We start from the raw sequence: 14,159 nt of genomic DNA, 5'->3' as shown, positions 1-14,159 counted from the left end.
CCCCCCGCCACCCCAGGCCGCTCCCTTCCCTGTCGCCCGTACGGCCCTATGGCGGCCCCGGAACGCCCCTGCCGCGCCGAGTGCGGACTGCTCGGCCACCGCGTGTACGACGCCTCTTCCGACCCCGAGCGGGTGCGTGCCCTCTTCGCCGCCGCGCCGTGGGCCACCTGCTACGGCATCGCCTGTGGGCGGCCCCCGCTCCCCCGCTGCACCTGGTGGGGCTCGACCTCGATGTGAAGCACGGCATCGACCCGCTCCAGGCCTGCACCGGTTCGCCCCCGGCTCGGCGACCCGGCCCCCGGCGCCGATACCGGCCGCGCTGCTGGCCCTGCTGCTGCCACCGCCCACGCCGCAAGGCGGGCCATCCGAATCGGCTACGAGGCACGACGGCGGCGCACTCGTGCGCCTCGTAGCAGGCTCCCCGGTGGGTCAGCGGAACGCCCGGCTGTTCTGTGCCGCCTGCCGCGCCTATGAGCGCGCCAAGGGCGACAGCCTGGCGGAGCCGCTGATCCGGGCCGCTCTCGCGCTCGGCCTGCCGGTACGAGAGGCCCGCTCGACGGTGGCCTCGACAGCCCGGCGCACGAACCGGGACGTGGCGCATTGACGGGTTCAGGGCGCCGTCAGCTGCCGGGCGGGCGCCATTCCGGGTCGCGGCCGGCCAGGCCCACCACCTGGTCGAGCAGAGGAGCGTCCTCGCCGACGTGGACGACCGGACCGAAGATCCCCTGCTCCCCGTCCTCGCTCACGGCCCCCGCAAGGAAGTCGTGGACGGCGCGCAGGCACGGTTCGTCCACCTGGTAGTCCTGACCGGTGGCGCGGGCCAGATCCCAGCCGTGCACCACGAGCTCGTCCAGCGTGACCAGGCCGCCTTCCGTGCCCGTCAGGGTGACGCCGCCCGCCTGGGTGCTGCCGGTCCAGGCGTCCGGCGCCGACCAGGCGACCGCCAGATCCGCCAGATCGTGCGGCAGCCGCTCGCGCCAGTCATCCGGGAGGGGCTGCTGCGCGGCTTGCCCGCCGGGAGGTGCCGCCGTGGTCTCGCCCGTTTCCTTGCGCGCCGTGTGCTGAAGGCCCACGGCCAGCCGGCCGATGTGCCACAGCAGGTCGCGTACGGCGTATTCCGTACAGGGCGTGGGGGCGTCGAGCTGCGCGTCGTCCACGCGGGGCACGAGTGCCGCCGTGCGGCGTGCCGCGGGGCGCAGGTCGACGGGTGCTGCCCCGCTCCCGCTCCCGACCCCGCCAAGGCCGGGGTCGGGGTCGGGGTCGCGCCCCGGCGCCGGCCCAGGCCCTGGCGCTGGACCCGGCTCAGGCCCCGGTCCCGCCTCGCCGTTCGCACTGTGCGCCATGTCGCTCGCCTCCCGTTCCGCAGACAACCTGCCGCCGCACACCCGAGCAGCCTGTAAAGAGCCCGTGCACAACAGCGTCCGCGCATACGGACCATCCGGCACGGCGGAACTCATCGCCTGGGCGGCCGGTGCCCGGCCGTCACCCGGTAAGGGCGCGCCGTAGGTACTCCGCCGTATGGGTGTCGGCGGTGTGTGCCAGCGCTTCGGGCGTCCCGCTGAAGACGACCCGCCCACCGTTCGCACCCGCGTCCGGACCTACGTCGATCACATGGTCGGCGTGCTTGACCACGTCCAGATCGTGTTCGACCACGAGCACCGTGTTGCCCGCGTCCACCAGCCGGTCGAGCAGTGCCAGCAGCGTCGCCACATCGGCCATGTGCAGTCCGGTGGTGGGCTCGTCGAAGACATAGATGCTGCCGGTCTCGTGCAGCCGGTGGGCGAGCTTGATCCGCTGGCGTTCACCGCCGGACAGGTGCGAAAGCGGCCGGCCGAGCGTCAGGTAGCCCAGCCCCACCTCGTGCAGCGGACGCAGCCTGCGCCACACCCTGCGGTTTTCCTGGCCGGTCTGGCCGGTCTGGCCGGTCTGGCCGGCCCGATCGGACCGGTCGGCCAACGCGTCCGGCTCGTCCCGCCCGGCGAAGTGCTCCAGCGCCTCGTCAACCGTCATCGCCAGCAGATCGGCGACGTTTTTGCCTGCCATACGGTACGAGAGAACGTCGTCCCGGAAGCGTCGCCCCTCGCACACCTCGCACACGGTGGTCACCGGGTCCATGAACGCCATGTCCATGGTGATCGTGCCGCGTCCCTGGCAGCCGGAACAGGCGCCGGTGGAGTTGAAACTGAACAGTCCCGGCTCGACACCGTGCTCCCGGGCGAACATCCGGCGAATCGGGTCCCAGATGTCCGTGTACGTCGCAGGGGTCGAGCGCGGAGAGATGCCGACCGCGGACTGATCGAGAATGATCGCTTCGGGATAGGCACTGGCGAAAACTCCCGCCACCAGTGAGCTTTTACCGGACCCGGCCACCCCCGTCACAGCAGTCAGCACTCCGGCCGGAAAATCCATGCTCACCTCATGGAGATTGTGCAGGGAGGCGTTCCGTACGGGCAGCGTCCCGGTGGGCGTCCTGCGCCGTGCCGACGGCTTGAGGCCGCTGCGCTTGCGGAAGTGCTCGCCCGTGACCGTTCCGCTCCGTTCCAGCTGGGCCACGCTGCCCTCGAACACCACCGTCCCGCCCTGCGCGCCTGCCCCCGGCCCCATGTCGACCACATGGTCGGCCAGCGCGATCACATCCCGGTCGTGTTCGACGATCACCACGGTGTTGCCCTTGTCCCGCAGCGCCCGCAGCAGCCCGCCGAGCCGGTCCACATCGCGGGCGTGCAGCCCGACACTGGGCTCGTCGAAGAGGTACGTCATACCGGTGAGGCTGCTGCCCAGGTGCCGCACCGTCTTCAGCCGCTGGCCCTCGCCGCCCGACAGCGTTCTGGTGGGCCTGTCCAGAGTCAGATAGCCCAGCCCCACCGTGTCGATCCGGCGCAGCGCCGCCAGTGCGGCCGACACGGCGGGCCCGCCCACGGGGTCGTGCGCCACCTTCGCGTCCGCCAGCCACTCCACCAGTTCGCGGACCTCCATCGCACACAGGTCCGCCAGCGACCGTCCCTCGATCCGCGAGGCCAGGGCGCGCGCGTTCAGTCGTGCGCCCTGGCAGCTCGGACAGACCCCCTCGCTGACCACTCGCTCGGCGTGCTTGCGCTCCCGCTCGCTCAGCGCTTCGAGCCCCGGTTCGATGAACCGCCGGGTGAAGCGCGGCACCAGTCCCTCGTAGTCGTTCACCGCGATGGAAGCCGGTCCCTGGCCACCGTGGGGCCGGTGCGGCCGCTGCGTACGGAACCCGGCGCCGTACAGCAGCAGTTCACGCTCGTGCGGTGAGTAGTCGCGCAGCGGCTTGTCCGGGTCGAACAGCAGCTCGGCGCCCTCCCATGCGGGCCCGGCAGGGCCGTCGTACCTCGTGACCTCCGCATAGCGCTTCCAGTAGTTCGTCCCCACCGCGAAGGCCGGGTGCCGGATCGCGCCCTCGTTCAGCGACTTCGACTCGTCCAGCAGTTTGTCCGTATCCAGCCGCACCGTCCGCCCGAGCCCCTGACACCCGGGACACATGCCCTGCGGGTCGTTGAACGAGTACTGATGCGAGAGCCCGGCGCTGGGTTCGGCGCAGCGTGAGAACAGCACCCGCAGCACCGGGTTGACCTCGGTCATCGTCCCCACGGTCGACCGGGCCCCGCCGCCGACCGGCTTCTGGTCCACGATGATCGCGGGCGTCAGATTCTCCACGAACTCGAACTTCGGCCGCTCATGGCGGGGCAGCCGGTTGCGGACGAACCATGGGAAGACTTCGTTCAGTTGCCGCTGCGACTCGACTGCCAGGGTGTCGAACACCAACGACGACTTCCCCGACCCCGACACCCCCGTCACCACGGTCATCCGCCCCAACGGCACCCGCAGTGTCACCCCTCGCAGATTGTTCTCGCGCCCCCCACGCACCACGAGCTCCCCAGGCACCCCGATCTCCTCCACTCCGCGCCACTCCGCGCTTCACACACCGTCCGGTCACCCCACCCTCCCCGCGAAACCAGACACGTCCTGTCTCCTTTTTCCCCGGCCGGCACCGAGCGCCCCCTCCTCAATGCCGAGGGATGCCGAGTTCGGACAGCAGGCCTCGGATGTGCCGCTCGATCTGGTCGCGGATCGGGCGGACGGCCGGGACGCCCTGCCCGGCAGGGTCGTCCAGGACCCAGTCGAGATACCGCTTGCCGGGGAAGACCGGGCAGGCATCGCCACAGCCCATGGTCACCACCACGTCAGAGGCCTGCACCGCCTCGCTGGTGAGCACCTTCGGCCGGGCCTGGCTGAGATCGATGCCCACTTCGCGCATGGCATCGACCACGGCCGGGTTGACCTGCCCTGCCGGAGCGGAACCGGCGGAGCGAACCTCGACCCGGTCGCCTGCGAGGTGAGTGAGGAAAGCAGCTGCCATCTGGGAGCGCCCGGCGTTGTGGACGCACACGAACAGCACCGACGGCTTGCGGTTCTCAGACATGGGCGGAGCTCTTCTCGAAGGGAGCCGGTGTGCGGCTGATGCTGAGCCGGGGGAAGTAGCGGCGAGCGCACAGGGTGAACAGGGTGAACAGGGCGAACAGGGCGAACGGCACGAGGCGGCCCATCCGCAGCCGCCCCGGCCCTCACGAGTCGGCGTTCGCGCGCCCGCGCAGCGAGGTGCCGGCGGGCCGGGTGAGCATACCGGCCAGTCGGTCGGTCATTTCGGGGATGAGCCAGTAGTACACCCACGTGCCCCGCCGCTCGCAGTCGATGAGCCCGGCCTGCCGCAACAGCTTGAGGTGGTGGGAGACGGTCGGCTGGGACAGGCCGAAGTGCGGCGTCAGGTCGCATACGCACACCTCCCCGCCCGCCCGGGAGGCGATCATCGACAGCAGCCGCAGCCGGATCGGATCCCCCAGGGCCTTGAACACCTTCGCCAGCTCTGCGGCCTGCTCCTCGGCCAGCGGGGCGGTCAGCAGCGCCGGGCAACAGCCCTCAACGTCCTGACCGAGCACCTCAAGCTCCTGTTTCGACATGCATCTATGTTGACGTTTCTCAATCCAAGCTGCAAGCTCAGAATTGAAGAACGTCGATACAACCTGTTCGGAGAATGCACCATGTCACGCCTGCAGCTCGCCTTGAACGTCACTGACCTGGAAGGATCAGTGGCCTTCTACTCCAAGCTCTTCGGCGTCGAACCGGCCAAGCGCCGCCCCGGCTACGCCAACTTCGCCATCGCCGAACCGCCGCTGAAGCTGGTCCTGATCGAGGGCGAGGATGAGGGAGACCGGGACACCCGGCTCGATCACCTCGGCGTCGAGGTCGAGGACACCGCACAGGTCACCGCCGCCACCGAACGCCTCAAGGACGCCGGCCTGGCCACCTTCGAGGAGAACGACACCACCTGCTGCTACGCCCGCCAGGACAAAGTCTGGGTCCACGGCCCCGGCCGCGAACCGTGGGAGGTCTACGTCGTCAAAGCCGACGCCGACACCTTCGACAAGACCCCCGCGCCAGGCGCAGACATCAGCGGCGGCTGCTGCATCGGCGGCACAGCAACAGCGGCGCCCGCCAGCTGAAACCACTCAAGCGGGCACACAGGACGAGGCACCCAGACAGCGAGGGCACCACCTGCACGGTGGTGCCCTCGCTGAGCTGAGCCTTCATTCCGACTGCGGAGGCGGTGGGATTTGAACCCACGGAGGTGTTGCCACCTCTACGGTTTTCAAGGGGGCTGTGGCGCAAGCGCGCCAAACGTCGCTGACCTGTGCGGACGCCCAGTACGACAGCGATTGGCCGCGCTTCCGGTCCACCGTGGGTCCACTGGTCGGGTCCCAGCCGAGATATCGGCCCGAATCCGATCCCGGGCTACGCGAACAGCAGCGTCGGCTCCGCCAGGATGTCTCGGCCCAACTCACTCTTGTAGATCAGATCGATGCTGCCGAAGCGGGCTTCGTCGTAGTCCAGGCCGAGGTCGGCCACCGCATCGCGTACGGCCTGCTCCGAGGTGCCCTCGATCTCCAGGAAGGTCGGGAGATCGGGCCACGTGTCGAGATCGTAAGTGACTGCGCCCAGGCGCCACTCCTCGCGGTAGTTCTGCTGGAACCGCACTTGCCGTAGCCCCAGCGCCTTCAGTAGCTCGGCGGTCTTGTCCAGGTCACTGACCTCGACTTCGATCTCAGTCGTGCCATTGATGTGGGTGGCGTCGGTGACCTGCTTCAGCGTCAGTGTTGTCTTTCCACCCTCATCCCGGAGGCGCAACCACTGTTCGCCCCTGACCGCGTCGTTCTCGAAGATCAGGCGCGTGAACATGGTGCGGTCAAAGATCCGCTCCGCGCCTGCTGCCCGCAAGTGGTCGCGAACGGCTTCCGCGTCGATCTCAAGGAACTTCGCTTCGTACTCGTGCTGTGCCAATGTGCTTCCCATCTCCTCTTGTGGGCTCAGGCGGCTAAGTCTCGACGGTCGCGTTCGCGTACCTCTCTGATCTCGTCACACAGGGGTCCGTTCACGAACTCGTCTACAGGCAGACACAGATCCATCCGCTGGATACACACGCCAACGTGGAAGATGCCCTTCGGGTCCCGGTAGAGCCGCACACCGTAGTACCCCTCCTGGCAGTCCTGGCTGTTGTTGAACCGGCAGCTGGCGCACGTCCTCGGCAGCCGAAGCGACCGGATGTGCTTGACCATGAGACGGCGCTCCTCCGACAGCCTGTAGGAGACACGGAAGCCGGACGTACCAGCGATCACGTGTACCTCCTCCGGCTCGGCACCAAGCTGCTGCAGAAGGAGCTCGATGGCGTTCAAGGAGTCGTCCCCATCCTCCAAGGACGACAGTACGCGGACGGACAGCTGTGGCGCGTACTTCGTCAACAGCCGGTGCACCCGCGGAACATGGTCCTTGTTGGGGAGCACGATGTTCGCCCGTGTGCCCAAGCCGAGCATCATGGCCTGGTGAATGGAGGCGTCCAGGGCTTTGATCTTGCGTTCGGCAAGGGGTCGCTTACTCAGGCGCTTGTTCTGCACCTGGGCCAACTCATCGGCGGTCGTACCGAAGATGGAGAAGTTGACGTGATCGAGCCCTGCCTTGGCGCATCCGGGGAGCATCTTCTTCCCGTTCTCACCGTTCGACGTCACACTGACCTCGTACCCCTCCTCCTTCGCCAGAGCGACGAGTTGGGGCAGACTCGGGTGCAGCGTCGGCTCCCCGCCCGTGAAATGGACCTCGTTGAAGTCCAGCGCCTCTTGGAGCTGGGTCAGTGCGGCGCGGAAGCTCTCATCGGGCCGGACAGGGGCGCACACGAAGCGGGCGCCATTTGTCGAAAGGTAGATCGATGTGCGTCCCGATGGGCCGGTCATGATGAACTGCCCATCGGGTGCCCTGTTGGGGTTGTCGGCACTTACCGGCGTCCCCTCGTTGTGGCAGAAGGTACAGGTCATCCCACAAGCGTCGATGACCTTGACGCGTAGCGTCCGATCCTGGGAGACGTACACAGGCACCTGGCTACTGATGCCGCGTAACGCCTGGTGGTCGAACATGACGTTCCCCCTTTGCAGGAAGCGTGCGGTCGTTGTTCGGACTCGGTGCTCCGAAGCCGATCAACCGTCAACAACGGCTGTGTCGAGCTTCGAGGGGAAAGGTGGGGGCACTGCGGCGACCTGCTGACTCGGTCCTTGCCGCACCATGTGAAAGAGCAGCACGGCGGTGACAGCCGTACCCAAGACCCACACCCATCGCAGGAATACATCTACGGATGAATCCATAAAGCCGATCCCTTCCTTCCAATATCCACTTCAAAGGACACACGAAAACAGTCCTTTGAATTCGCTAATCTGACTACGCGCGGCCCGAGAAATCCCGTTGATGCGGCTCACTCAGCCATGCACGGTTTTCGCTCCAGCGCTCTGACGGGACTCCTCGCCACCCAGGTGGAGTTCGAACCAAACCACTTTTCCGGCGTCGATCGGTCGAATTCCCCATGCATCCGCGAGGACTGAGACGAGGAATATCCCTCGGCCGGACTCAGCATCCAGATCTCCGTTACGCATCGCCGGAAGATCAGTCGCCGCGTCGGTCACCTCGACACGAATCCGTTCTTCCGTCTGCTCAACGCAGACGGCATACGCACCGCAGGCGTGTTCAAGGGCGTTGGTGAATACCTCACTGACCAACAAACGCAGGTCGTCAATCCGCTGGTCACTCAGGTCGGCTCTCCACCCTTGGACGATGGACACGACCTGCCTTCGAGCCGTGGGCACTGCCTCGGCCGAAGGGGACACAAGGAAGCCATGGCGTTTGGACTTGGGCATGCGCTGCGGCACGGCAGACCACACTTCCCTTCCTCCGCCTCGGGGTCTGTCTGGCTGGGCCGGAGCCATGACCATGGGCCACATCGCGCCGAACTGGGAAGGTTTCAGGGGCGTTTCAATGCCTCGCCGACCCTCTACGCAGGGCGTATTCACTGGGCTACGTTGAGTGCTGAGACCGGGGCTGACGATCTGACATGAGGGGGTCCTGATGGCCGGTCAGTCAGGCTGCGTGCTTCACCATCCGTTGTCGTACGCGCGGGAAGTGATCCTTCGGATGGGGAAGGTGGAGTTCGCACAAGCGATCCGTCAGCAGGGGCGAATTCTTGGCTACAACCTGGGAACCACCCGAACCACTGTCTTCAAATGGGAACGGGGCGACCATGATCCTGACGAGCCCACTCAGATCGTCATCGCCCACCTTCTTCGAATTCCTGGCTCGGTTCGCAAGCAAGCGCCTTGGCCGCTCTGGCTGCCCGCTTGGGATACAGCAGCTCTTGATGCCCCTTGGACACAAGCGGCTACGCTGGAAGTCCTGACCTCGGTTGCGGAGAGTGGATTGATGGACCGGAGAGGCTTTCTCGGCATCGGCGGTACGGCACTCATCGGCCTTGGCGCGCAATGGGTGACGGCCGAGCCGGCGCTTGCTGCCGCTGCCAAGGGCGACATGGTCACCCCCACCACGGTTGACCGCATGCGTGACCGCGTTACGTCGCTTCATGCCATGGAGCAGGAAACGGGCGGCGGTGACTACCTGGAGTCTGCCCGCGCTGACCTGAGACTTATCAGCCGCATGCTGGAACATGGTCGATACAGCGAGGACACCGCTCAGCGCCTGTACGGGCTGGCAGCCGAAGTCTGCTGCCTACTGGGCTGGATGAGCTACGACGCCAGCCTGCACGGGGCGGCACAGAAGCACTACGCGGCGGCCCTCCGGGCATCCAAGACTGCCGGTGACGACACGCTTGGTGCCCATGCCCTGTGCTTCATGGCCACTCAGGCGGCCAACCAGCGCGAGCAGCGAGGCGCCGTCGGACTGATGGACTCGGCGGAAGCCGTACGCAGTCGTGTTCCGGCCAGCATGCGGGCCTCGATCGCGGCCCACCAAACCACGGTCTACGTCAAGGCTGGTGAGGAGAAGAAGGCCGCGGCAGCGCTCAACCGGGCGTTCGACGCCTTGGGGCGCATGGACCATGCCGAAGCTCCTACATACCTCCGCTGGTTCGGTGAAGCCCAGCTGCGTTCCACCGAAGGCCGCTTCTACCTCAACACGGGCCAAGCGGCGAAGGCGACGGATTCTCTGGAGCGCTCCGTAAAGCACGCGGCTCCCCGTGACAAGGCGGTGCGGTACGGAACCGTTGCCCTTGCGTACCAGCGCACTGGTGACCTCGACGGCGCCTTGGAGGCGACGCACAAAGCGGCGCGGCTTCTTGAAGAGGGCGTGCACTCTCGGAGGGGTATCGAGCGCCTTGAGGATGTGCGCAAGGGCTTCGCGCCACACCGCCACGAGCCCCGGGTGAAGGAAGCGTCTGAACGCATCACCGCCCTGTCATCTGCCTGACGCGGAGATCGCCCCGGTTGTCCGCTGCGCTCGGCGGATGACCGGGGCTTTGCGCTGTCGTGGGCCCGACTGAAGGCCGGGCCGACGTGCGGGCACTGGCGAGAGTTGTCCGGCAGACCGCACCTGTTCCCGGATCTGGTGCCTCAAGGGGGGAAAGTCAGCCACGACGGTGGGAGAGACGTCCGAGCACCTGCACGTGTGCCCCCGCAACCACCCACCTTCATCAGCCACGCTTCGATGTTTTGGTCTTTGACCCGCAGACGCCTCCGCTTTGCCCCAGCCGACCACTGGAGCTGGCGGGACCGGTCCGCAGACCGCAACGAGAGCTGGGCGCCGCGCCACGGGCCTTATCGGTATGCCGCGCCAGTCGTCACCCAGGGCTGTGGCATCGCGGGAGACGCAAGGCCGGGCTGTGCTGTGGCGCTCCTGGCCCAACGGGCGGGTACTCGTCGGCGGGGGCACAGGGGGCTCGTATCGGAGTTACCGCTGAGACAGGTGTTGTCGCTGTCGTCCTCTTGCGGCGCGAGCGGCGGGGCTGCCGCGAAGTGGGGCGGCAGACAGGAACGAAGCGGCGGCACGGCCGCCGCGCCGCGCGGGCCGCGACAGCGGCCCGCCTTGATCCAGTAGGGAAACTTTGAACAGCCCCGGTGTGCCTTCGTGCTGCCGGGGCTGCGCGCGTTGCCAGGCAGCGGCCTATGGCATGTGGGCGTGCCTGCATCCTCCGATCGCGTGATCGCCGTGCCCTCTGGTGGCAATCCCTGGCACCGAGATTTCTTTATACGGGTGAGGCCGGTTCGAGGTCGCGTTGTCCGCTCGGCGCGCTGGGCTGCGATCGCAGGGCCAAGAAAAAATCTCGGCCGCGCTGTCACAAATCCCGTTTTCGAGCCCCGTTCTTGGGTCGGTACTCGAAGCCAACACAGATCGAGAGGGCCGAATGACTCATAGCAGGATGTACCGGACCCAAGGTGGAGCGCGAAGAATCTGTCCACAGGCTGGGGAGTCCAGGATGCACCTCAGTTCGTGGCGTCAGACCAGCCTCGCAAGCCACGAGGTGACGTACATCACGAACCCGCCACTACCAGACCGTCACACGAGAGGGATTTTCAGCACCTGTAGCAAGTGAAAGGGCTGGCCGTCCCCCTTACCACGGGATTCCCGGCTCACCCAACCGGGGGTTCGACGCTCCAATGGGAGCGGACGGAGAGGTGTCCGGTCTCCTCTCTTCAATGGGGCCGGACAGATCGAGCACGAGTAACACGGAGGCGAGTCGAGGTGTTCAGCAGCGATGCGTGGTCCCAGCCTGCGGGAGCGTGTGCGGGTCCGCAGGCGCGCCTGACGGGAGGCCCTGAAGTATCGGCTCGTGCACCAGACCCCTGGGGTCAAGATGCCGGTAAGGCGCTAACCATGGCCGATCAGCGCACTCCGCTTTCCACCACTCCGTCGCAACCGAGTTGTTACCCGTGGTGAGCGGTTTTGGTAAGCGGCTTGGTAAGCGCTCGGCGCTTGCCTGGCAGGGGACGACGATGACGAGTACTGCGGGGGTCAGGATGACGGACGACGAAATGCACGCTCAGGTGGTCGAGTTGACAGAGGCGGTTGCCCATCTCGGCAGGCAAGTGGCGGATGCCGGCGAACGCGTCAGGCGCCTCAATGTCCGCGTTGCTGCTCTAGCTGCTCGACCCGAGCCTCAGTCTCTTCCAGACGATTCCGCAGCTCGCCAAGCTGCCCGTTCATGAGGTGGACCTGGTCGAGTAGCTTCGCCAGCAACTCGCTCGTAGTGGCCTCGCCGCCTTCCGGGGATTCAGGCACCCCGGAAGGACTGGACGCGTACCACAGAGGCGACGGGGACTGCCGGATCTCTTTGGCACGCTGCCGGGCGTCCTGCCGAACAAAGGTCCCGCGACCCTGGACCGTGTAGACCAGCCCTTGCGTCTTCAGCAGCCGAAGCGCGTTCTGCACGGTGGAACTGGCGAGCCCGTAGCGCTCCTGGAGGGTGCGGGCTGAAGGCAGCTTGTCCGTCTCCTTGAGATGGCCGTCGGCGATCTCATCGCGCAAGACCTCGGCGGCCTGTACGTACGGCGGCCTGGGGTCGTCTTCGGCGCGAGACAGGTCCATGCACGCAGGATAGCGACGCCGCACGCCTGCGAGACACCGCTTCGAGCCAACTGTGACAGCCGTAGCAGTACCCACCCGCGAGTCAGGTGTTGCAGGTGTAGCGATACACGCGCTACAGTCGAGCCCTCGCCGGACGAGTCGGCGAGGAACAACGATCAAGGAGTGTGCTTCCCCATGGCTAAGCCGTTTGTCCGCGTGGACGTGAGCGCGTCGTCCTACATGGTCGCCACGCTGCCCGTGCCGAAGGTCCGCAACCAGGAGACCGGCGAGCTGTACGCCGACCAGAAGACCGGCGAGCCGCTGGCCACCGTCAACCTGGTCGAGACACTGGACGGCCGGGCTCAGCTGATCAAGGTGACCATTCCGGAGTCCGGGGCACCTGAAGGGCTGGCGCCCGGTGCCCAGGTTGTGCCCCGGGGCATGATCGCAAGCCCGTGGGCGAACAAGTTCGGCGACCAGGTCAACACCGGTCTCGCCTACCGCGCTGAGGGGCTGGAGGCGGCACAGTGAGCCTCCTGGACAGCATTCAAGTGGTCGGGGAGACCACTCCCGTGGCGGGCCTCTTCCTGGGCGGTCTGATCGGAACCGCCCTTGTGGTCTGGGGCCTGGCATGGCTGGTGCGCTACCTGCGGGCAGACGCTGAACTCCGTTGCAGCATGCGGCAGGAGGTACACATCAGGCGCGGGTGGAAGCGACTGGCGCGAATGGCTGGGCTATCGGTCACCGACCGCACGCCAACCTTTCTCGCCTCCCTGTCGAGCGAGGGCAATCAGGAGCCCAAGCCTCGCGTGCTCGTTCCGAAGATCAGCACCAGCCCCGACGCGTTCGGCGTGAACGTGACCGTCAAGGCTCTGCCGAAAGCTGGTCTAGAGGAATTCCAGCGGGCCGCTCCCTACCTGGCCGATGCCTGGGGATGCACGCGGCTGTCGGTGCGCCAGAAGGCTCCCGGCACTCTGCTGCTGCGGGCGGTGCGGCGTGATCCGCTGATCTCACCGACGTTCCATACGCCCAGCGGACAGGCGCCGGATGAGGTGTCCGTGTGGGGCCTGGGGCTGGACGAGTACGCCGAAGCGGTGTCGATCCCTCTGGCGAACGTGCCGGGGGTCGCAGTCGCCGGGCTCCCCGGTTTCGGCAAGACATCGCTGATCAACCGACTGATCTGTGACCTGGCTCCGTCATCTGCGGTGCAGTTCGCGGTGGCGGACGGCAAGGTGAGCGAGGCTGACGAAGGAGATTACGCCGACCTTCAACAGCGGCTGTTCGCCTTCGCTGGAGACGACCTGGCCGACGCCAACGCGCTGTTCAGGAGGCTGGTAGAGCTGCGTCGGCAGCGTTCGGCTGCGATCCGCTCCGTGCTGGGGGTCAAGAATCTCTGGCACAAGGGCCCGGTGGCGTCCTGGCCGCTCACGGTCTTGATCATCGATGAGGCGCAGACCTACTTCCGCGACCACAAGGGAAGCGACCGGAGGACGAAGGATCTCGCGGCGCTCGCCGCCGAGAACGCCCGGCTGGTGGAAGACCTGGTCAAGAAGGGCCGTAGCGTCGGAATGCTCGTCATCGTCGCCACGCAGAAGGCCACCGGGGATGCGATCCCCACGTTCATCCGGGACGTGTGCCCGGTGGGTCTGTCCTTCGCCCAGAAGACGGCGGAAGCCTCGGTTGCCGCGCTCGGGGAGGACATTCGCAACTGGCCCGACGCCAACCCGGTCAGTCTCCAGGACCCGCGCTATGTCGGCGTCGCCGTGATGGCCGTGCAGGGACGCGAAGGCTTCTCCCGCATCCGCACGCCCTACGTGGACGACGCGGACGCGGCCCGCATCGCTGTCGAAACGGCTCACCTGACCAAGGACCCGACCGAGCTGCTCACCCGCGCTACCGCGCTGTCTTTGAACAAGCCGCTGGGCAATGCGGCGTAACCCTCGGCCCTGCTCCCTCACTGCACAGGAAGGAGGTGAACCCTCCAATGGCCGGTGACCGGCTCACGCAGTACCTCGTCACGGCGGTAATGGCCGTGATCGCGGCCCTGGCGTTCGTCTTCTCCTTCGGCAACGTCTGGGCCCTCGCCCTCCGGCTCGGCGTCCCCCGCCCCATCGCCCCGTTGATCGCCCCGACGGTGGACCTGTCTGTGGTCGGGCTCCTCGTGTGCCTGCGGCACCTGTCCCTGCGTGGGGTGCCAGCTGACCAACTGCGTTCCGCTACACGCCTGATGCACCTGTCCGGGCTGCTCACCCTCGGCC

15 protein-coding genes and 1 pseudogene are annotated in these 14,159 nt (G+C 66.9%); 7 read left to right on the top strand and 9 right to left on the bottom strand.

Annotated elements, in window-relative coordinates; all coding sequences use genetic code 11:
* Positions 1–237, top strand: a pseudogene (locus tag ITI46_RS35915) (hypothetical protein); the annotation flags it as partial.
* Positions 238–424: 187 nt separating this feature from the next.
* On the top strand, positions 425–604 hold the full coding sequence (locus ITI46_RS35910; RefSeq protein ID WP_209242829.1) for a hypothetical protein: 180 nt from the start codon (positions 425–427) through the stop codon (positions 602–604).
* 16 nt (positions 605–620) lie between these two features.
* Here the strand turns inward: ITI46_RS35910 and ITI46_RS28685 are convergent, their stop codons facing one another.
* The 5 genes from ITI46_RS28685 to ITI46_RS28670 form a co-directional block, all read right to left on the bottom strand.
* The gene (locus ITI46_RS28685; protein ID WP_209242828.1) at positions 621–1,343 is read right to left on the bottom strand and encodes a TIGR03086 family metal-binding protein; all 723 of its coding nucleotides are present in this window, start codon (positions 1,341–1,343) and stop codon (positions 621–623) included.
* A gap of 139 nt (positions 1,344–1,482) precedes the next feature.
* Positions 1,483–3,903 (bottom strand): ATP-binding cassette domain-containing protein, encoded by a 2,421-nt coding sequence (locus tag ITI46_RS28680; RefSeq protein ID WP_307808362.1) that lies wholly within the window; start codon positions 3,901–3,903, stop codon positions 1,483–1,485.
* 121 nt (positions 3,904–4,024) lie between these two features.
* The gene (locus ITI46_RS28675) at positions 4,025–4,441 is read right to left on the bottom strand and encodes an arsenate reductase ArsC (protein ID WP_209242827.1); all 417 of its coding nucleotides are present in this window, start codon (positions 4,439–4,441) and stop codon (positions 4,025–4,027) included.
* Entirely contained in the window at positions 4,434–4,565 is a 132-nt protein-coding gene (locus ITI46_RS35610; RefSeq protein ID WP_280634849.1) for a hypothetical protein, read from the bottom strand. Before ITI46_RS35610 ends, ITI46_RS28675 begins: the two co-directional genes overlap by 8 nt.
* An 18-nt stretch (positions 4,566–4,583) precedes the next feature.
* On the bottom strand, positions 4,584–4,976 hold the full coding sequence (locus ITI46_RS28670; protein ID WP_209242826.1) for an ArsR/SmtB family transcription factor: 393 nt from the start codon (positions 4,974–4,976) through the stop codon (positions 4,584–4,586).
* 81 nt (positions 4,977–5,057) lie between these two features.
* Between ITI46_RS28670 and ITI46_RS28665 the strand changes: the two genes are divergently transcribed.
* Entirely contained in the window at positions 5,058–5,519 is a 462-nt protein-coding gene (locus ITI46_RS28665) for an ArsI/CadI family heavy metal resistance metalloenzyme (RefSeq protein ID WP_209242825.1), read from the top strand.
* Positions 5,520–5,808: 289 nt separating this feature from the next.
* Here the strand turns inward: ITI46_RS28665 and ITI46_RS28660 are convergent, their stop codons facing one another.
* The 3 genes from ITI46_RS28660 to ITI46_RS28650 form a co-directional block, all read right to left on the bottom strand.
* Positions 5,809–6,354: a class IV adenylate cyclase gene (locus tag ITI46_RS28660; protein WP_247746743.1), complete on the bottom strand. Its 546-nt coding sequence runs from the start codon at positions 6,352–6,354 to the stop codon at positions 5,809–5,811.
* Between the two features lie 26 nt (positions 6,355–6,380).
* Positions 6,381–7,478, bottom strand: coding sequence for a radical SAM protein (locus tag ITI46_RS28655; protein ID WP_209242823.1), 1,098 nt, complete (start codon positions 7,476–7,478; stop codon positions 6,381–6,383).
* 336 nt (positions 7,479–7,814) lie between these two features.
* A complete protein-coding gene (locus tag ITI46_RS28650; protein ID WP_247746745.1) occupies positions 7,815–8,249 on the bottom strand; it encodes an ATP-binding protein in 435 nt (144 codons plus the stop codon).
* Positions 8,250–8,457: 208 nt separating this feature from the next.
* Between ITI46_RS28650 and ITI46_RS28645 the strand changes: the two genes are divergently transcribed.
* Entirely contained in the window at positions 8,458–9,807 is a 1,350-nt protein-coding gene (locus ITI46_RS28645) for an NsdA family TPR-like regulatory protein (RefSeq protein ID WP_209242821.1), read from the top strand.
* Positions 9,808–11,454: 1,647 nt separating this feature from the next.
* On the opposite strand, the gene ITI46_RS28640 is transcribed toward ITI46_RS28645, so the two are convergent.
* Positions 11,455–11,922 carry a GntR family transcriptional regulator gene (locus ITI46_RS28640; RefSeq protein ID WP_209242820.1) on the bottom strand — a complete coding sequence of 156 codons (468 nt, stop codon included), beginning with the start codon at positions 11,920–11,922 and terminating at the stop codon, positions 11,455–11,457.
* 174 nt (positions 11,923–12,096) lie between these two features.
* Between ITI46_RS28640 and ITI46_RS28635 the strand changes: the two genes are divergently transcribed.
* The 3 genes from ITI46_RS28635 to ITI46_RS28625 form a co-directional block, all read left to right on the top strand.
* A complete protein-coding gene (locus tag ITI46_RS28635) occupies positions 12,097–12,432 on the top strand; it encodes an SCO3933 family regulatory protein (protein ID WP_209242819.1) in 336 nt (111 codons plus the stop codon).
* Positions 12,429–13,838 carry an FtsK/SpoIIIE domain-containing protein gene (locus ITI46_RS28630; protein ID WP_307808360.1) on the top strand — a complete coding sequence of 470 codons (1,410 nt, stop codon included), beginning with the start codon at positions 12,429–12,431 and terminating at the stop codon, positions 13,836–13,838. The genes ITI46_RS28635 and ITI46_RS28630 overlap by 4 nt, the downstream gene beginning before the upstream one ends.
* Before the next feature lie 47 nt (positions 13,839–13,885).
* A partial coding sequence (locus ITI46_RS28625; RefSeq protein ID WP_209242818.1) for a DUF2637 domain-containing protein occupies positions 13,886–14,159 on the top strand: 274 nt, incomplete at its 3' end.

It is taken from the genome of Streptomyces oryzae (assembly GCF_017676365.1).
GTDB classification, from domain to species: Bacteria; Actinomycetota; Actinomycetes; order Streptomycetales; family Streptomycetaceae; genus Streptomyces; species Streptomyces oryzae.
This window is presented reverse-complemented; position numbering and strand designations above follow the sequence as displayed.